This is a genomic window from Bradyrhizobium oligotrophicum S58, assembly GCF_000344805.1.
Lineage (GTDB): Bacteria > Pseudomonadota > Alphaproteobacteria > Rhizobiales > Xanthobacteraceae > Bradyrhizobium > Bradyrhizobium oligotrophicum.
The window spans coordinates 3,490,559-3,509,741 of sequence record NC_020453.1 but is presented as its reverse complement, the minus strand read 5'-3'; the positions used below and the strand labels follow the sequence as shown (position 1 = coordinate 3,509,741).

Here is a 19,183-nt window from a genome sequence, read left to right as displayed (position 1 = left end):
ACCACTCCGGTCGACTATTTTGCCCGATTGAACTGGTAGGAGCCCTGCAGGAAGACGCCGTAGCGCTCCGTCGTATATCTCAGGACTTGATTGAACGAGTCGACAGCATTGGTGCTGAGATGCCACCAGCGCCCACCGATTCCGATGCGGAAATTGTCGGTCAGCTGATAGTTCAGGACGGTCTCGGTCTGGAAGCCGCTTCCTTGTCCAGAAGCAGGATCGCGACCGAACGTGAAATAGTGCGTGTCGATCGCGTTCTGCGAGGTCCAGACATAGGCGGCCTCCACCTGCCAGTTGAGCCGATCCGACAGCCGCGTGTCGAGTGAGACTCCGGCCCGTCCGCTGTGCCACCGGTCCTGCTCGGTCACCACCTTGACGCCAGCGCCCAGCGCCGGACTGCAGATCACCGGATTGCCGCCCACCTGGGTGCAGCCTCGCGCGTCGACGGTTTCCGCCCAATACTGATAGCCGACGAAGGCGCCAAGCCGGAAGCGCTCCGTCTCCAGCAGATTGAAGCCCACATCGAGGTTCGCGTATTGCAGCCCTCCGCCGATCCTGCTGACGGTCTTGGACGAGGGATTGACGAACGGAGCGAAGTCCTCGTCGACCAGCGTGCCCGAGCTGATCTTGCCCGCTCCGATGTAGCCCTTCAGGAACATGTTGGTGAAGGGTCCGTCGAGCGCATCGACCCTGAAGAACATCTCGCCACTGTGCCCGGTCATGCCGCCATAGGCGAGCCGGGAGACTTGTTGCGTGGCGGCCTGGTCGGCGAAATAACGATAGCGATTCTGGCCCGAGCTGAACCAGTAGCGCACACCGGTCTCCAGCATGTAGGACGGCGGAATCGACGCGCGCGACTGCAGCGGCATGTCGCCCGAGCCCACCCCCTGCCCGCCCTGCAACGCTGCGGGCCTGGCCCAGGCGCAGCTGACGATCGAGGCGCTGCACTTGGTGACACCGTCGGCGTTGAAGTCGCGCCGCAACGTGACGGTCGCGAACAGATCCTTGGTCGTCGTCTTGACGTTGGCCAGCGTGCTGTCGACGAACCTATAGCCGATCTCCGTTTCCATGCTGATCTCCTTCGACCAGAGATAGCTGACCAGCAGCGACGGCAGGATCGTGTACTCCTTCAGGTCGGTCTTCGTCCCGGACCTGTAGCCCATGCGCAGCCGCGGGCTGATGGCGAGATCGGGCGTGATCGGATAGCGCGTGGCGAGATCGAGCACGTAGAACTTCGAATCCGCCAGGCTCGCGTAGCGCAGCGCGCCCATGAACAGATCGCCTGGCTTGATGATGCCGTTCCCGGTCAGCTGAGCCGACAGGTAATATTCGAGACCGCTCGCCGGCGTGCCGTCGACGCCCCCGGACGGCAGCGTGCCGGTCAGATTGGTCACCGTGGCATCGGCGGCGACCTGCCAGGTCTCGTTCAAAGGCCGCGAGTAGCTCACCATCGCCGACTGGAACGTCGGTGTCCGGTCGATCGCGAGTTGCCTGATCTCGCCCGCGGTATTGAACTTCATCATGTCGTAGATCGTGAGAAACGGCTGCCCCTGCAACGCATTCCAGGTCGAGAGAAATGGAACTCTTCGGTAGTCAAAGGAGGCGTTGATGACCGACTTGTCCTCGAACGTATAGGTTCCGGAGAACACGGCGGCATTGAGCGCGCGGAAATGCGTGTCGTAGTCGATCAGGCCGAGCAGCGATTTGTTGGTGTCGAAGTAGCGGAATTCGGCGCCGATGGCCTGGCGGTCGACGATGTTGCGGTCGTATTGCGAGATCAGGTAGACGGTGGTTTCGAGCCCACCCAGGATCTTGCCGAAGTCGATGCTTGCGCCGTAGAGCGTCTTGCCGTCCTTGAACGGCGCGTCGAAGCGGCTCCAGTTCGGCGAGCCCGCGAGCACGTTCAAGCGCAGCCCGGGGCTCTTCTGCCAGCTCAGCACCGCGCCGTCGAAACGACCGATGACGCCGCCGGTGTTGCGGGACTGCCGTCCGACCCGCAACGTCACGTCGGCTTCCTTCAGGGTATAATCGACCTGCGCGGTCGACACGCCGTACTTGTCGTTTCCGGTATCGAACTGGCGCTCATGGGTGAAGGCCAGCCTGAACTTGGTCCTGATGCGATCGTTGTCCGACGTTCCGAGGTAGTCGAAATTGGTCAGCAGCGTGTTCTGGTGAACCCGGTGGGCATCGGGATCGGCATTCGGGTTCGGCGCAAGCGCCCTGTCCTTGACGGCGCTCGTCGTGTCGTTGGTGATGAAGGTCGTCGAGAGGCTGCCCGACATCGTCCAGCGGGTATCACCGTTCGGCCCTATCGCCTTCGTCGCCATCCCCATGTCTCCGCCGTCGGACGTGGCAGGAGACATGTCGCGCGGTCGCGCCGGTGCGCTGCTGGTTGCGGTGAGGAGTGCGGCGAGCCGCTGCCGCACCCGCTCGGCACCCTCGCCGCTCGGATAGCGGCGCAGATAGTCCTCATATTCGGCCTGGGCGGCAGCGGTCTGGCCGGCCTTCTGGCGCGCAACGCCGAGCAGCTCCTGCGCCTCGGCGCTCGAGCCGTTTTCAGGGAGTTTCAGCACCTTCCTCAAGAGATCGATCGCGGCGCTGAAATTGCCTTTCTTGATCGATGCGCGCGCCTCGTCCATCGAGGCCTCCGCAAACCGGATGTCCGCTGCGGACGGCTGCTGCATCGTGCGGTTGTCGTTGCGGACCGACGCCGCCGCGCCGGGGACCGCAGCCGGTTTCGGCGCATCCGGAGCGGCCACGTTCGGCACCAGGGCTTTCACCTTGCAAGCCGACACCGGGCCCTTTCGGGCAATCACGATCGCCACCTGCTCGAAGCTGCCGGACTGCACGATCTGGTAGGCGAACTCGCCGGCAAGCTGGACGACGAGGATCGGTCCCCTGTTCTGATCGAGCGTCAGATAGACGTCCTGGATGCCGGAGCCCTGGGCATTGTCGACACGCACGCCTTCGCGCCTGACCAGGCGCCGCGCCATGATGGCGTCCCGATCCACCAGTTGCAGCGAGACGCTGAGCTGGCTGCCCTGATCAAGCGGAAAATGCCCGGTGTAGCGGACACGGACGTGAAAATTGACGCGCAGGAGGCTGCAGTTTCCGACCGTGGTGGCGTTCGCGCCGGCGACGAACTGATCGATGACCGGCTGGGCCGGTGCGACGCCGAAGCCGCCATCGAGCAGGAGTGCAAGAAAGACGGACAGCAGACTGATCCGCCATCCCGCCGACCTCGCAGCCGCGACTTGTCCGGAGCGGCCGCGCATCACCAGCCACCTCCATTGACCCGATGCTGCCGCTGGCGGCGGGTGACGATGGTGGTCTGCGACTTGTCAGCATAGATATGGCACGCGCCGGTGCAGTCCTTGAGCTCGGCGACGGTGTAGTCCATCGGCGCCGGCTTCACGAGCTTGGCGTGCTGCTGCGGCCGGAAATCACTGGCGTGACAGGCGGCGCAGTCGGGCTTGTAGGCCGCGAACTTGAACAAGACGGCTTGCGAGTTGCCGCTGTGACAGGCCGTGCAGCCGATGGCGGCACTGTGATTCGGATAGCTCGTCGACATATGCCGGTAGTTGATCGAGCTCCAGCTGACCGTCCGGTGGCAGCTCTCGCAGGGGACGTTGGTCACGAAGTGCTTCGGCGACTTGCCGGTCGCATTCGAGCCATTGTGACAGCTGACGCATGGCGCGGTCAGGCTGGTGTGATCCATCCGCGCGCCCGAGAACGACACGGTGTTCTTGTGGCAGCTTTCGCATGGCGCGCTGGTGACCACGTGACGCGGCGGCTTGCCGCCGGCCGATGATCCGTTGTGGCAGCTGGAGCAGGCCGCCATCGTGCCGGAGTGGCTGAAGCGGGCGCCGCTGAACGTCGTCGTGCTCTTGTGGCAGGTCTCGCATGGCGCGTTGGTCGCGACGTGCTTCTGCGGCTTGCCGCTCGCTGCCATGCCGTTATGGCAGCTCGCACAGGCCGCCGTCGTCGCGGTGTGACTGAAGCGCGCTCCGCTGAACGTCGTCGTGCTCTTGTGGCAGGTCTCGCACGGCGCATTGGTCGCGACGTGCTTCTGCGGCTTGCCGCTCGCGGCCATGCCGTTATGGCAGCTCGCACAAGCCGCCGTCGTCGCGGTGTGACTGAAGCGCGCTCCGCTGAACGTCGTCGTGCTCTTGTGGCAGGTCTCGCACGGCGCGTTCGTCGCAACGTGCTTCTGCGGCTTGCCGGTCGCAGTCATGCCGTTGTGACAGCTCGCGCAGGCTGCCGCCGCTCCGGTGTGGCTGAAGCGGGCTCCGCTGAACGTCGTCGTGCTCTTATGGCAGGTCTCGCACGGCGCAGCCGTCGCAATGTGCTTCGGCGGCTTGCCAGGCGCGCTCGTTCCGTTGTGGCACGATGCACACGGCCCCTGCGCCATCGAGTGGCTGAATCTGGAGCCGGCTTCCCCGGCGCTCGACCCTGCAAGCCCTGCCCTTGGATTGATAGTCGGCAACAGCGACGGAAGCCGGCCTGCGTTCTGAGCCTCAGCTGTGTCAGTGCTGGTCGTATCGATCGGAGGCAAGAGCTTGCTGCGCGGATCGTTCGGCGCAAGCGGTGCCGTCAAGCTCATTCGAGGCGACGTGCCCGGCGACAGCTGCACGGATGCCGCCGCGCCAGCAGCTGTCGCTGAGCTGTCGGGTTTGGCGGACCCCGGCGCAACGGTGGCCGTCCCTGCTTCGGACCCCGCTGTGGTGGTCATCGACGTCCCAGCTGTATTTGCCAGCGGCTTACTGCTGAACAACAAAGTCGAACTGCTCGTCGCCGCAGGCTTGGCCGCAGCACCCGCCGCAGCTGGCGCCTGAGATGTGGCCGGCGCAGCGCTCGTACCCGCTGCAGCACCAGCTGCCGTTGCCGCGGTCATGGTCCGGTTGGCGGTCGAGGCCGGCGTCACAGCCTTGACGACCGGAGCCTGAGCGGGAACCACCGACCTGGCCGTGGTGGCGCAACCGGCTGCCGGCTTCTGCGGGTCGTCGTCCCAGGTCGAGAAGTTGGCGGCGGCGCGCACGTGGCAGCAGCCGCAATCCTGCGCCTTGGCGCTATGATCCGGCCCCTGCGCACCCTTACGGCCCTGGCCGCGATACGAGCCGTTGTGACAGCTGTCGCAGCGCGTGGCGTGCACGGCGGCATGGCTCATCGTGTAGGTCGCAAAGCTCGCCGCCGTGTTGCTGTGGCAATTCGAGCACTGGACGCCCGTCACCGGAATGTGCGGCGGCGTCGTCAAGCCCTTGGCGCTCGAGCCGTTGTGGCAGGTGGAGCAATTGGTATTGGCCGCGGAGTGGGTGAACGCGGCGCCGCCCCAGCTGACATAGCCACCACTGGCGGCCTTGCTATGACAGCTGACGCAATCGGCCCCGCCGGTGGCGACGTGATTCGGGAATGACGCCGTACCCATCGCGCCCTTGGTGCCCTGGCCGGTGAAGGAGCCGTTGTGGCAGCTGTCACAGCGCGCCGTCGCTACCGCCGCGTGGTTCATGGTGTAGGTGGTGAAGCTCGCCGCCGTATTGGTATGGCAGTTCGAGCACTGCAGCGTGCCGGTCGGGATGTGCGGCGGCGTGGTCATGCCCAGCGCCGTCTTGCCGTTATGGCAGGTCGCGCAGTTGGTGTCCGTTGCGGCATGCTTGAACGCCGCGCCGCCCCAGCTGGTGAAGCCGCCGCTCGCGGCCTTGGCGTGGCAACTGACACAGTCCGCCCCGCCGGTCGCAACATGGTTCGGGTACGACGCCGTACCCAGCGCACCCTTGGTGCCCTGGCCGGTGAACGAGCCGTTGTGGCAGCTGTCACAGCGCGCCGTCGCTACCGCAGCGTGGTTCATGGTGTAGGTGGTGAAGCTCGCCGCCGTATTGGTATGGCAGTTCGAGCACTGCAGCGTGCCGGTCGGGATATGCGGCGGCGTGGTCATGCCCTGCGCCGACTTGCCGTTGTGACAGGTCGCGCAGTTGGTGTCGGTTGCGGCATGTTTGAACGCCGCACCGCCCCAGCTGGTGAAGCCGCTCGCGGCCTTGGCGTGGCAGCTGACGCAGTCGGCTCCACCGGTGGCGACGTGGTTCGGGTAGGACGCGGTGCCCATCGCGCCCTTGGTGCCCTGGCCGGTGAACGAGCCATTGTGGCAGCTGTCACAGCGCGCCGTCGCTACCGCAGCGTGGTTCATCGTGTAGGACGTGAAGCTTGCCGCGGTGTTGGTATGGCAGTTCGAGCATTGCAGCGCCCCGGTCGGAATGTGCGGCGGCGTGGTCATGCCCAGCGCCGTCTTGCCGTTGTGGCAGGTCGCGCAATTGGTGTCGGTGGCGGCATGCTTGAACGCAGCCCCGCCCCAGCTGGTGAAGCCGCTCGCGGCCTTGGCGTGGCAGCTGACGCAGTCCGCTCCGCCGGTCGCAACGTGGTTCGGGTAGGACGCGGTGCCCATCGCGCCCTTGGTGCCCTGGCCGGTGAAGGAGCCGTTGTGGCAGCTGTCACAGCGCGCCGTCGATACCGCGGCATGGTTCATGGTGTAGGTGGTGAAACTCGCCGCGGTGTTGCTGTGGCAGTTCGAGCATTGCAGCGCGCCAGTCGGGATGTGCGGCGGCGTGGTCATGCCCAGCGCCGTCTTGCCGTTGTGGCAGGTCGCGCAATTGGTGTCGGTGGCGGCATGCTTGAACGCAGCCCCGCCCCAGCTGGTGAAGCCGCTCGCGGCCTTGGCGTGGCAGCTGACGCAGTCCGCTCCGCCGGTCGCAACGTGGTTCGGGTAGGACGCGGTGCCCATCGCGCCCTTGGTGCCCTGGCCGGTGAAGGAGCCGTTGTGGCAGCTGTCACAGCGCGCCGTCGATACCGCGGCATGGTTCATGGTGTAGGTGGTGAAACTCGCCGCGGTGTTGCTGTGGCAGTTCGAGCACTGCAGCGTGCCGGTCGGGATGTGCGGCGGCGTGGTCATGCCCTGCGCCGACTTGCCGTTATGGCAGGTCGCGCAGTTGGTGTCGGTGGCGGCATGCTTGAAGGCAGCGCCGCCCCAGCTGGTAAAACCACCGCTCGCGGCCTTGGCGTGGCAGCTGACGCAGTCCGCTCCGCCGGTGGCGACGTGATTCGGGTAGGACGCGGTGCCCATCGCACCCTTGGTGCCTTGGCCGGTGAACGAGCCGTTGTGGCAGCTATCGCAGCGTGCCGTCGATACCGCGGCGTGGTTCATGGTGTAGGTGGTGAAGCTCGCTGCGGTGTTGGCATGGCAGTTCGAGCACTGCAGCGTGCCGGTCGGGATATGCGGCGGCGTGGTCATGCCCTGCGCCGTCTTGCCGTTGTGGCAGGTCGCGCAATTGGTGTCGGTGGCGGCATGCTTGAAGGCAGCCCCGCCCCAGCTGGTGAAGCCGCCTGAGGCCGCCTTGGCGTGGCAGCTGACGCAGTCCGCCCCGCCGGTCGCAACATGGTTCGGGTACGACGCCGTACCCAACGCGCCCTTGCTGCCTTGGCCGGTGAACGAGCCATTGTGGCAGCTGTCACAGCGCGCCGTCGCTACCGCCGCGTGGTTCATCGTGTAGGTCGTGAAGCTCGCCGCCGTATTGGTATGGCAGTTCGAGCACTGCAGCGTCCCGGTCGGGATATGCGGCGGCGTGGTCATGCCCTGCGCCGTCTTGCCGTTGTGGCAGGTCGCGCAATTGGTGTCGGTGGCGGCATGCTTGAAGGCAGCCCCGCCCCAGCTGGTGAAGCCGCCTGAGGCCGCCTTGGCGTGGCAGCTGACGCAGTCCGCCCCGCCGGTCGCAACATGGTTCGGGTACGACGCCGTACCCATCGCACCCTTAGTGCCTTGGCCGGTGAACGAGCCATTGTGGCAGCTGTCACAGCGCGCCGTCGCTACCGCCGCGTGGTTCATCGTGTAGGTGGTGAAGCTCGCTGCCGTGTTGGTATGGCAGTTCGAGCATTGCAGCGTCCCGGTCGGGATGTGCGGCGGCGTCGTCATGCCCAGCGCGGTCCTGCCGTTGTGACAGGTCGCGCAGTTGGTGTCGGTGGCGGCATGCTTGAACGCAGCCCCGCCCCAGCTGATGAAGCCGCCGCTCGCGGCCTTGGCGTGGCAGCTGACGCAGTCGGCTCCACCGGTGGCGACGTGGTTCGGGTAGGACGCGGTGCCCAGCGCACCCTTGGTGCCCTGGCCGGTGAACGAGCCGTTGTGGCAACTGTCGCAGCGCGCCGTCGATACCGCGGCGTGGTTCATGGTGTAGGTGGTGAAGCTCGCCGCGGTGTTGGTATGGCAGTTCGAGCACTGCAGCGTCCCGGTCGGGATGTGCGGCGGCGTGGTCATGCCCAGCGCCGACTTGCCGTTGTGACAGGTCGCGCAGTTGGTGTCGGTTGCGGCATGTTTGAACGCCGCACCGCCCCAGCTGGTGAAGCCGCTCGCGGCCTTGGCGTGGCAGCTGACGCAGTCGGCTCCACCGGTGGCGACGTGGTTCGGGTAGGACGCGGTGCCCAACGCGCCCTTGGTGCCCTGGCCGGTGAAGGAGCCGTTGTGGCAGCTGTCACAGCGCGCCGTCGCTACCGCAGCGTGGTTCATCGTGTAGGACGTGAAGCTTGCCGCGGTGTTGGTATGGCAGTTCGAGCATTGCAGCGCCCCGGTCGGAATGTGCGGCGGCGTGGTCATGCCCTGCGCCGTCTTGCCGTTGTGGCAGGTCGCGCAATTGGTGTCGGTGGCGGCATGCTTGAAGGCAGCCCCGCCCCAGCTGGTGAAGCCGCCCGAGGCCGCCTTGGCGTGGCAGCTGACGCAGTCCGCCCCGCCGGTGGCGACGTGGTTCGGGTAGGACGCGGTGCCCATCGCGCCCTTGGTGCCCTGGCCGGTGAACGAGCCATTGTGGCAGCTGTCACAGCGCGCCGTCGCTACCGCAGCGTGGTTCATCGTGTAGGACGTGAAGCTTGCCGCGGTGTTGGTATGGCAGTTCGAGCATTGCAGCGCCCCGGTCGGAATGTGCGGCGGCGTGGTCATGCCCAGCGCCGTCTTGCCGTTGTGGCAGGTCGCGCAATTGGTGTCGGTGGCGGCATGCTTGAACGCAGCCCCGCCCCAGCTGGTGAAGCCGCTCGCGGCCTTGGCGTGGCAGCTGACGCAGTCCGCCCCGCCGGTCGCAACGTGGTTCGGGTAGGACGCGGTGCCCATCGCGCCCTTGGTGCCCTGGCCGGTGAAGGAGCCGTTGTGGCAGCTGTCACAGCGCGCCGTCGATACCGCGGCATGGTTCATGGTGTAGGTGGTGAAACTCGCCGCGGTGTTGCTATGGCAGTTCGAGCATTGCAGCGTCCCGGTCGGGATATGCGGCGGCGTGGTCATGCCCTGCGCCGTCTTGCCGTTGTGGCAGGTCGCGCAATTGGTGTCGGTGGCGGCATGCTTGAAGGCAGCCCCGCCCCAGCTGGTGAAGCCGCTCGCGGCCTTGGCATGGCAGCTGACGCAGTCGGCGCCGCCGGTGGCGACGTGGTTCGGATACGACGCCGTGCCCAGCGCGCCCTTGGTGCCTTGGCCGGTGAACGAGCCGTTGTGGCAACTGTCGCAGCGTGCCGTCGCTACCGCGGCATGGTTCATGGTGTAGGTGGTGAAGCTCGCCGCGGTGTTGGTATGGCAGTTCGAGCATTGCAGCGTCCCGGTCGGGATATGCGGCGGCGTGGTCATGCCCAGCGCGGTCTTGCCGTTGTGGCAGGTCGCGCAATTGGTGTCGGTCGCGGCGTGCTTGTAGCCGGCGCCGCCCCAGCTCTTGAAGCCGCCGCTGGCCGCGGTCGCGTGGCAGGTGATGCAGTCCTGGCCGTTGGTGGCGACGTGGTTCGGGTAAGACTTGGTGCCGAGTGCGCCGGTGTTGCCCTGGTCGGTGTAGCCGCCGTTGTGGCAGCTGTCGCAGCGGCTCGCGCTCACTGCCGCATGGCTCATCGTGTAGACGTCGAACGCCGCCGCCGTGTTGCTATGGCAATTCGAGCACTGGATCCCTGTCACGGGGATGTGCGGCGGCGTGGTCATGCCGAGCGCCGTCTTGCCGTTGTGGCACGAGGAACAATTGGTGTCGGTCGCCGCATGCTTGAAGGCCGCGCCGCCCCAGCTGGTGAAGCCGCTCGCCGCCTTGGCATGACAGCTGACGCAGTCGGCGCCGCCGGTCGCGACGTGGTTCGGGTACGACGCCGTGCCCAGCGCGCCCTTGCTGCCCTGGCCGGTGAACGAGCCGTTGTGGCAGCTGTCGCACCGCGCCGTCGCCACAGCCGTGTGGTTCATCGTGTAGGACGTGAAGCTTGCCGCGGTGTTGGTATGGCAGTTCGAGCACTGCAGGGTGCCGGTCGGAATGTGCGGCGGCGTGGTCATCCCGAGCGCCGTCTTGCCGTTGTGACAGGTCGCGCAGCTGGTATCGGTGGCCGCATGCTTGAAGCCCGCGCCAGCGAAGCTGGCGGTGCTGGTGTGACAGGACTCGCACGGCAGATTGGTCTGAAGATGGTTGCCCGACTTGCCGCGCGCCGTCGCGCCGTCGTGGCAATTCGCACACCCGGCGACGATGCCGGCGTGATCCATCTTCATCCTGACGCGAAAGCTGGCGGTCGACCTGTGACAGACATCGCACTGCGCCGCCGTCGTGATGTGGTTCTTCGGCTTCCCCAGGGCCATGACGCCGTTGTGGCAGGTCGTACACGAAGCCTTTGCCTGGGTATGGTCGATCGCGCGAACGTCCTTCCATGTCGAGGTCTGATGGCAGCTCTCACATCGCCGCGTGGTCATCGGGTGGTTGACCGACATGCCCGCCGTCTGTGCGCCGTTGTGGCAACTGGCGCACTGCGTCTGCGTGCCCTTGAACCGCCCGCCGACGTGGCAGGACGAGCACTCCACGCCGACATGACTTCCAGTCAGCGGAAACCCGGTCGAGAGATGGTCGAACGAGCTCTGCGCAGCAGCCTGCCCTGCAAACGCGAAGGCGAGCAGCACACCAGCGAGCAGCCACCGCACCAGACGGTGCGATGCTCGCGCCAACAGCCCCCGCTTGCTGTAGCAGCTGCCCAACTCAAACTCCGATCTTCACTCTCGACTCGATCGCCATCCGGACATGCAACGGCGATCGGACTCATCGATCAGAGACCTCCAGGGCCTCGCTGATCGACGATCGCCGTGACAAACCCAGTCAGTTCTTGCAGATTTTCTGTACGGCTCGGCGGCATATCTCCCCAGCCACCGAATACTCCGAACGCCCCTGCTCCTTCATCCAGCGCTACGTTGATCGAGCGGCGACTACGTCATCAGCTCGATCAGGCAGCGTATGGTACGCCTACGACAGGGCTTCCAGAGACGCGCAAAGCTGGCCCAAAACTGGGCCAAGCTGAACTCAAGCTGAATGGCTCGTAAGGATTACGGCGTCCTTCGCGCGCGAGGTTCTCGCAGAGCAGCGCTCAAGTCATTGTTCTGCGTGCACGTTCACAGCTGATGCGAGCTCATCTCAGCTCGACCCCAGGATATCGGACATCGGGTGCGATCAAAGCGGCCCGTCGAATCAGTTCCTGATCTGAACGTTGCGCCATCCCGTTGCGACATGGCAGCGCTCGCACGTCTGGCCAAACGTGCCGTTGTGCACGTCCGAGCTGCGATGGCAGCTGAAGCAATCCATCGGCAATTTCAGATCCGTCGGCGACTTGGCCTTATGACAGGCTTCGCATGTGATTGTCTGGTGGACCCCAACCAGCGGGAACCGTGTCTGCCGCCCGTGATCGAAGCGCCACAGCCGCCAGCCGTTCGGATTGTGACAAGTCGCGCACCGTCCCCCGAGCCGTCCCTGGTGGAAATCCTTGTGGCAGCTCTCACAGGCCATCGGCGTGTTCTTGTAGGTCGGCGTGCGGTGGCACTCCTCACAGGGCACCGACCTGTGCAGACCTATCAACGGAAAGCGCGTAATCTCATGATCGAAGGAGAGCTTCTTCCGCCAGCCCGCATCGCTATGGCACGTCTCGCAGCGTTCGCCGAGCTTGCCCTGATGAGGATCCTGCTTGCGGTGACAGGCGACGCATGACGTCGCGAGCTTGTCCCGGTAGAGGTCGCCGGTATGGCAGCTCTCGCACTTCACCTTGGCATGCCCATTTCGCAACGGGAAACGGGTCTTGTCATGGTTGAAGCGGACCGTCTTCCACTTCTCCTGATCGTGACACGTCTCGCATTTGTCGCCGAAGCGGCCGGCATGGACGTCCTGAAGACGGTGGCATGAACCGCACGAGGTCTGCAGATCCTTGTATTGCTGGCCGGAATGGCACGTTGCACAAGCGACCGACTTGTGCGCGCCAACGAGGGGAAACCGGGTCTTCGTATGGTCGAATTCCTTGGTCGCGCGCCATTTCACCGCCGTGTGGCAGTTGTCGCAGCGCTCGCCGAGCCGGCCGCGATGCGGATCGAGCGCCTTGTGACACTCGAAGCAGGTCGATGGCGCGTTGCGGAACTTCACCTTCGCGACATGGCATCCAGCACAAGGGACACTCTTGTGCGAATCGACCAGCCTGTAGTTCGTCATGTCGTGATTGAAGGTTTCCTTGTCGAGTTGAACGATGTCGGTTCCACGTCCCTTGTGATCGGTGTGACACTGCCTGCACTCCTGGGTCAGCGCCGCCTGCTCACGTCCATGCAGCCGTTCATGCTGCCTGCGATCGACTGCGATCTCCTTGTGGCAATCGAGGCAGAGACCCGACTGCGCCTTCCGCGTGAAGGCTTCATGGCACTTTCCGCATTCGCTCTCGAGCTTGGCATGGTTCTCGACCAGCGGCCCCGGCATCACCAGCTTTTCCAGCAACGTCTGCGCGCGAAGCCCGGCCGGCAGCGCCACAACACCGATGATGACGGCAATAACTGCCGCAAGGCGCCACCTCATCACGAAGCTCCGTCAATAATGGTGGACGGCCCAGACATGAACGAGACCCGCCAGCAACATGAGAAAAAACAGCGGCAGATGGAGAACGTGCCACAGCGAGAACAGCCGCTCGAAGAATGTCAGCTCGGCGGCCTTCCGCACTGCAGCGGCATACCGCCGTACGACTTCTTCGACCCGCTTCTCGCGGCGACGCCGCTCGGACCATGACCATCGCGCCCGCTTCGCCTCGGCGCGAATGAGCCGGCGCGCTTCCGCAGTCACGTTGACACGCAGCCGCCGCGTGCGCGCGGCGATGATCGCCCCGGTCCGCAGGCTGCCCAACGCGGTTCGCGGCACCCTTTTGTCGAGACCCTTGCTGAAGGTGGCCAACTCGCGCGACACGAACGACGCGGCCTGCATCTCCTGACCGAGCTCCGTCCGCATCGTCTCGGCCTCCACGAGCAGCTCTTTGACGCGCGCCCTTCCGCCATGGAGACCCATGTGGATCTTGCCGTAGATGTACCGGCCGATCACGCCGCTGATCGCAACGATCAGCATGGCGAAGAACGCGACGTTGCTGTTGAGCGCTCCCAGCTTGAAATTTGCATGGAACAGGATGAGCACCGGACCGACGACACCCAGCAGCATGTGCGTCCTGAACCAGAACGGCACCGAGCCCATCCCGCGCAGCGACTTGAAGCGCTTGCGCATCGAATAGGCCAGCAACGATAACATCGCGACGCTGCCGTATATTCCGAGCCAGTACCCGGTTCCCGATCCTGGCGTAATATATTCTTCCTCCTTCTGCAGCCACCCGGTGCCGATCGCTCCGATGACGACGACCGTGATGACGACCGGAAGGGTTCCTCGAAGAGGATTGCCACTCGCGCGCGCGACCGCTGCCCTGCTCATATCGTCGACGCTTCCTGCAAATCCCGGATACCGGGTCGGAGGATGTCCGGCTCGCCCGCGGATCTCCGGATCTCAGTCGAGAGAGTGCTTCCTGATAACCACTTGCAATAGCTCCATGCGTCATTCGACAACGACGTTATTAGTCCGCGATCAGTACGAGCCATATTTCCGCCGACGGCATCTGTTCAACGATCGATCTCATCTTTGTCCGCAGGTCTACAGATCAATCAGGAATTTCTATGTCGTCATCTGTTGAGAGGAGTTTGCATCTAGCTACGCGACCGGACTTCTTGCGTGGCTTGCAGCGGCTGCTCTCCTCCGCCGCCAGTTCGTAAGAGAAGATGAGAGAGAGGACATGGCGCTCAATCTCCTGATGGTCTACGCCGCCCCAATGCTCGGCGTCTGGGCGACCTACATGGCCGTACGCAAACGCAAAGAGATAAAGAGCGTCGCGAAGCTCTCGGCCGCCAAGGACGCCGGTCTTCTCGAACCGGCATCGCTCCATCCCATCATCGATCATGCCCTGTGCATCGGCTGCGGCTCATGTGTCAGGGCTTGCCCGGAGGGCGACATTCTCGGCCTGATCGGCGGCAAGGCTTCGCTCGTCGAGCCCTCGCACTGCATCGGGCACGGCGCCTGCAAAGCGGTCTGCCCTGTGAACGCCATCACGCTGGTTTTCGGCACCGAGACGCGCGGCATCGACATTCCGAACGTGGACGAGGCGTTCCAGACCAACGTGCCCGGCATCTTCATCGCGGGAGAGCTCGGAGGAATGGGCCTCGTCCGCAACGCTATCGAGCAAGGGCGCCAGGCGATCGACTCCGTCCGCAGGATCAAGAATGTCGGCAAGTCGGACATGCTCGACGTCGTGATCGTCGGCTGCGGTCCGGCCGGTCTCTCGGCGAGTCTCGCGTGTCTTCAGCATCGGCTGCGTTTCGTCACCCTCGAACAGGACTCGCTCGGCGGCACGGTCGCGCACTTCCCGCGCGGCAAACTGGTGATGACCGCTCCCTTCACGCTTCCGCTCGCGGGAAAGTTCAACTTCAGGGAGCTCAGCAAGGAACAGCTGATCGCCTTCTTCATGAGCATCGTGCGCAAAGCCCGTCTCAGGGTGAACGTCGGCGAGCGCGTCGAAGCGGTCACGCGTGTCGGAGATCGATTTGATGTCAGGACGAACCGCGGCAGCCACAGAACGCATTCAGTCCTCTTGGCGATCGGGCGGCGCGGAACGCCGCGCAAGCTGGAGGTTCCGGGCGAAGAGCAGACCAAGGTCGTCTATCGACTGATCGACCCCGAACAATATCGCGGCCAGCATGTGCTCGTGGTCGGCGGCGGCGACGCCGCATTGGAAGCCGCGTGCTCCATCGCGGACGAACCCGGAACGACGGTGACCCTGTCTCATCGCAGCGAGTCGTTCAGTCGCGCCAAACTGAAGAACCGCCAACGGGTGGAGGACACCACTCGATCGGGACGGCTCCGCGTCATCTACAATTCGTCGGTGAAACGAATCGGCCAGGACGACGTCGACATCGATGCTGATGGTGACACGAGCACCATCCGAAACGATGCCGTCATTGTCTGCGTCGGCGGCATTCTGCCCACCGGATTCCTGAAGAGCATGGGTATCGAGGTCGAGACGAAGTATGGCACGGCATAAGTCCTCTCACGTCATCATCCCGCTGATCTGTCTCCTCGGCTCGGCCCTACCGTCGGTCGCCCCGGCCGGCGATGCGCCGGCGGGCGCGAGCTCCGAAATATCCGGCGCGCGCCAGGCTGCGGATGCGGCAATCCGGGCCGGACGTCCCGAGGAGGCACTGAAGCTGCTCGAGCGCGCCGCAATCGCCGGCGATCCAGAGGCGCAGTACCGGCTTGCATCGCTCTATCGCTCAGGTCTCGGCACCCGATCCGACGACACGCTGGCGTTCAAATGGATGGAGGCAAGTGCGAAGAAGGGGCACGCCAAAGCGCAATACAATGTCGCTGCGATGTGGCTCGCAGGACGAGGAACGTCGGCCGATCCCGAGCGGGCACGGGATTGGCTGCGCAAATCGGCCGCGGCCGGCTATCAGCCCGCCGAGCAGTTGCTGGCCGACATCGCCAACCGAGCCTCGCACCCGCGCGCCCGAGAGGTGGAGCGCGAGACTATGCGCAAGCCTGTCCCGACGCTCGATGCGCAGGCCGCGATACGAAATGGCCATCCGGCCATCATCGATGCGGCCCTGCGCGGTCAGCTCGATCCGATGCGGCAGTTGATCACAGCAAAGGCCGACGTCAACGCAGTCAACGAGGACGGCGATACGCCGCTGGCGATCGCCGCCGCCGCCGGGCATCTTCGGCTGGTGGAGCTGCTGCTTGCCTCGGGAGCCAACCCGAACATCGGCAACCGGCGCGGCGACACGCCGTTGATGCTGGCAGCGGACAAGGACCACGGGGACGTCGTCAAATTGCTGCTGACGAAGTCCGCCGACCCATCCGCGGCGCGAGCGGATGGCTCGACCGCGCTGCTGATCGCCCTCGGCCGCTGCAATGGCGCCGCCATTGCCGCGCTGCTCGATGGCGCCTCGGGCAACCTTCCAACGCCGGCCGACGGCCGGACCCCGCTCATGATCGCAGTCGCATCATGCACCGATGGCGGGCTCGATCGGCAACTCGTTCAAAGGTCGGATCTCAACGCCGCCGATGGGCAAGGCCACACCGCCCTCTGGCACGCGGCCAGCACTGGCAATACGCGCGCGCTCGAGCAACTGATCCGCGCAGGCGCCGACGTCAACCGCGCCGACCTCGACGGAAGGACGCCATTGCTGAATGCCATCGAAGGCCGCAGCGCCGCGGCCGCGCTGCTTCTGCTGGACCACGGCGCCGATCCGAAACGCGCGACCGGAAGCGGAAATACCGCCCTGATCCTTGCCGCACGCGCCGGGCTTGCCGATGTCGTCGCTGAGCTACTCCGGCGCAAGGCTGATCCGAACCTGCGCAACGGTCAGGGCATGAGCGCGTTGATGATGGCGGCCCATGAAGGGCACATCGACATCGCGCAGAACCTGCTTGCCGCCGGCGCCGAGAAGCAATTGAAGAACAAGCGGCATGAACGTGCCACGGACATCGCCATCGCCAGCGGTCACAACGACCTCGCCAAGCTTCTGGAATAGCAGACGACCTCCTCGCAGCTCCTTGTCTATCGCACCTATGATGCTGCATCGGCTGTTCGACTGCGCGGCGGACGATCGAGCGCGTCGATTCTCCACCAACACAACGCTCTCCATCGCCGCCCTCGATCATCTTCGCGATCTTAATAGTCGATGCGATTGAGTTGCATTTACACTTCGATGCGCGTCGATGGATCATCATCATTCCGTACGAATGATGCCTCATTCGGCGCATTGAGTGTCGGCGCATCACAGACACTTGATAGTTAGCTGCAGGAATATTCGCTGCGGGTCGGAGAGCCAAAATGACAGCGGAGGCCGGATCCTTTGCACTAATTCTCGCGCTTCTCGTATCCCTGATGCAGTCGATCGTTCCATTCGCTGCGCTGCGTCGTCAATCCGCGGTGATCGCCGGCTTCGTTCGTCACGCTGCCCTGGCTCAGTTTCTCTTCGTCGCAACCGCATTCGCCTGCTTGACGTCGCTCTTCGTCCACTCCGACTTCTCAGTCCAGGTCGTCGCAGCGAATTCGCACACGCTGAAGCCGCTGCTCTACAAGGTCTCCGGCGTCTGGGGGAACCATGAGGGATCCATGCTGTTGTGGGTCCTGATTCTCTCGGTGTTCGGCGCGGCCGTCGCGCTGTTCGGAACGAACCTTCCCGACCGGCTGCAGAGCAACGTGCTCGGCGTGCACGGCATGATCGGCCTCGGCTTTCTGGCCTTCATCGTCTCGACGTCGAATCCGTTCGCGCGACTGACCGAAGCGCCTCTTGAAGGCAATGGGCTCAATCCCATTCTGCAGGATCCCGGCCTCGCCTTTCATCCGCCGTTTCTGTACCTGGGCTACGTCGGCTTCTCGATGGCGTTCTCGTTCTCGGTTGCCGCGCTGATCGAGGGAAAGGTCGATGCAGCCTGGGCCCGGTGGGTTCGACCGTGGGTGCTGGCGGCATGGTGCTTTCTCACCATTGGAATCACGCTCGGCAGCGCGTGGGCCTACTACACGCTCGGTTGGGGTGGCTGGTGGTTCTGGGACCCCGTCGAGAACGCGTCCTTCATGCCGTGGCTCGCGGGGACTGCGCTGCTGCATTCCGCCCTGGTGGTCGAGCGTCGCAGCGCCCTCCAAAGCTGGACGATTCTGCTCGGGATCGTGACGTTCTCGTTGAGCCTGATCGGGACCTTCCTGGTGAGGTCCGGGGTGCTCACCAGCGTTCACGCCTTCGCACAGGATCCATCGCGCGGCGCATTCATCCTGGCGCTGATCCTGGTGGCAACCGGCGGGGCGCTGACGCTGTATGCGGTCCGGGCCCCAGGCCTGAAGCACGGTGCGTTGTTCGGAGTCGTCAGCCGCGAGAGCGGCCTCGTGCTCAACAACGTGCTGCTGACGACAGCGGTGGCCACGGTCTTTCTCGGCACGTTCTATCCGCTGCTCGTCGACATGATGGGGAACGACAAAATCTCCGTCGGGCCGCCCTACTACAACATGACGTTCATTCCCATCATGGTTCCGCTGCTGCTCGCCATGGTGATTGGCCCGGTCCTGAAATGGAAGCGCGATCTGCTCGCAGCGGCGCTGCAACGAGTTCGGCTCGCCGGCGGGCTGGCGGTATTCGCCGTCGTCGCCATCCTGATCGCGACGTTCGGGCACCATGTCCTGGTCGCGTTCTTCTTCGGCATCGCCGTCTGGCTCGTCGTCGGCTCGCTGATGATACTTGCTCATCGCGTGCGCCTCGGCACCACAACGCCGCTGGCAACCTCGCTCAACCTCGCGCGCACCACTCCGTTCGCGGTCTACGGCTTGGTGCTGGCTCATGCGGGTATGGGTGTCACCGTGGCCGGCATAACCGGAATGACTGCGTGGGCCAGCGAAAAGGTCGAGATGCTGCGGCCGGGGCAGAGCCTGCAGCTTGCGGGCTACGACATAAAGCTGCGCGCGATCGGAAAGTTTCCGGGCCCCAACTACGAAGCCGAACGAGGTACGTTCGACATCACGCGGAACGGCAAGCCGTTTACGCAACTCTCCAGCGAGCGCCGCTTCTATCCCGTCAGACAGCAGCTGACCACCGCGGCGGGTATTCGCACCAACCTGATCTGGAACGTCTACGTGACGCTCGGCGATCCCGACGACAAGGGCGGCTGGGCGGTGCGCTGCTACTATCATCCCCTGGTGCCGCTGGTCTGGATCGGCGCGCTGATGATGGCTTGCGGTGGCTTCATCTCGCTCGCCGATCGGAGATTTCGCATCGGTGCACCGCGACGGGCAATGCAGGCTGTGCCGATTGCCGTTCCAGCTGAATAGGACG

7 protein-coding genes and 1 pseudogene are annotated in these 19,183 nt (G+C 64.7%); 4 read left to right on the top strand and 4 right to left on the bottom strand.

Annotated elements, in window-relative coordinates; genetic code table 11:
- Positions 1 to 14: 14 nt before the first annotated feature.
- The 4 genes from S58_RS15155 to S58_RS15140 form a co-directional block, all read right to left on the bottom strand.
- Positions 15 to 3,275 (bottom strand): hypothetical protein, encoded by a 3,261-nt coding sequence (locus S58_RS15155; protein WP_015666213.1) that lies wholly within the window; start codon positions 3,273 to 3,275, stop codon positions 15 to 17.
- On the bottom strand, positions 3,275 to 11,005 hold the full coding sequence (locus S58_RS15150; protein WP_015666212.1) for a hypothetical protein: 7,731 nt from the start codon (positions 11,003 to 11,005) through the stop codon (positions 3,275 to 3,277). The genes S58_RS15155 and S58_RS15150 overlap by 1 nt, the downstream gene beginning before the upstream one ends.
- Before the next feature lie 484 nt (positions 11,006 to 11,489).
- On the bottom strand, positions 11,490 to 12,848 hold the full coding sequence (locus S58_RS15145; protein WP_015666211.1) for a cytochrome c3 family protein: 1,359 nt from the start codon (positions 12,846 to 12,848) through the stop codon (positions 11,490 to 11,492).
- A gap of 12 nt (positions 12,849 to 12,860) precedes the next feature.
- Entirely contained in the window at positions 12,861 to 13,475 is a 615-nt protein-coding gene (locus S58_RS15140) for a pyridine nucleotide-disulfide oxidoreductase (protein ID WP_244440772.1), read from the bottom strand.
- A 619-nt stretch (positions 13,476 to 14,094) separates the two neighbouring features.
- Between S58_RS15140 and S58_RS15135 the strand changes: the two genes are divergently transcribed.
- The 4 genes and pseudogenes from S58_RS15135 to S58_RS15125 all read left to right on the top strand — a co-directional run bounded on the left by S58_RS15135 (position 14,095) and on the right by S58_RS15125 (position 19,179).
- Complete coding sequence (locus S58_RS15135) at positions 14,095 to 15,396, top strand: NAD(P)-binding domain-containing protein (protein ID WP_015666209.1); 1,302 nt, start codon at positions 14,095 to 14,097, stop codon at positions 15,394 to 15,396.
- A pseudogene (locus S58_RS39005) lies at positions 15,383 to 15,793 on the top strand (tetratricopeptide repeat protein); the annotation flags it as partial. The gene S58_RS15135 and the pseudogene S58_RS39005, both read left to right, overlap by 14 nt.
- 27 nt (positions 15,794 to 15,820) lie before the next feature.
- On the top strand, positions 15,821 to 16,888 hold the full coding sequence (locus tag S58_RS15130; RefSeq protein ID WP_244440808.1) for an ankyrin repeat domain-containing protein: 1,068 nt from the start codon (positions 15,821 to 15,823) through the stop codon (positions 16,886 to 16,888).
- A 302-nt stretch (positions 16,889 to 17,190) separates the two neighbouring features.
- Positions 17,191 to 19,179 carry a heme lyase CcmF/NrfE family subunit gene (locus S58_RS15125; protein ID WP_015666207.1) on the top strand — a complete coding sequence of 663 codons (1,989 nt, stop codon included), beginning with the start codon at positions 17,191 to 17,193 and terminating at the stop codon, positions 19,177 to 19,179.
- The last annotated feature ends 4 nt before the right edge of the window (positions 19,180 to 19,183 follow it).

Bases quoted from the DNA above. Each gene is read 5' to 3' on its own strand.
- S58_RS15125 (WP_015666207.1), top strand. From the start codon at position 17,191: ATGACAGCGGAGGCCGGATCCTTTGCACTAATTCTCGCGCTTCTCGTA.
- S58_RS15155 (WP_015666213.1), bottom strand. From the start codon at position 3,275: ATGCGCGGCCGCTCCGGACAAGTCGCGGCTGCGAGGTCGGCGGGATGG.
- S58_RS15145 (WP_015666211.1), bottom strand. From the start codon at position 12,848: ATGAGGTGGCGCCTTGCGGCAGTTATTGCCGTCATCATCGGTGTTGTG.
- S58_RS15140 (WP_244440772.1), bottom strand. From the start codon at position 13,475: ATGCTGCTGGGTGTCGTCGGTCCGGTGCTCATCCTGTTCCATGCAAAT.
- S58_RS15135 (WP_015666209.1), top strand. From the start codon at position 14,095: ATGGCGCTCAATCTCCTGATGGTCTACGCCGCCCCAATGCTCGGCGTC.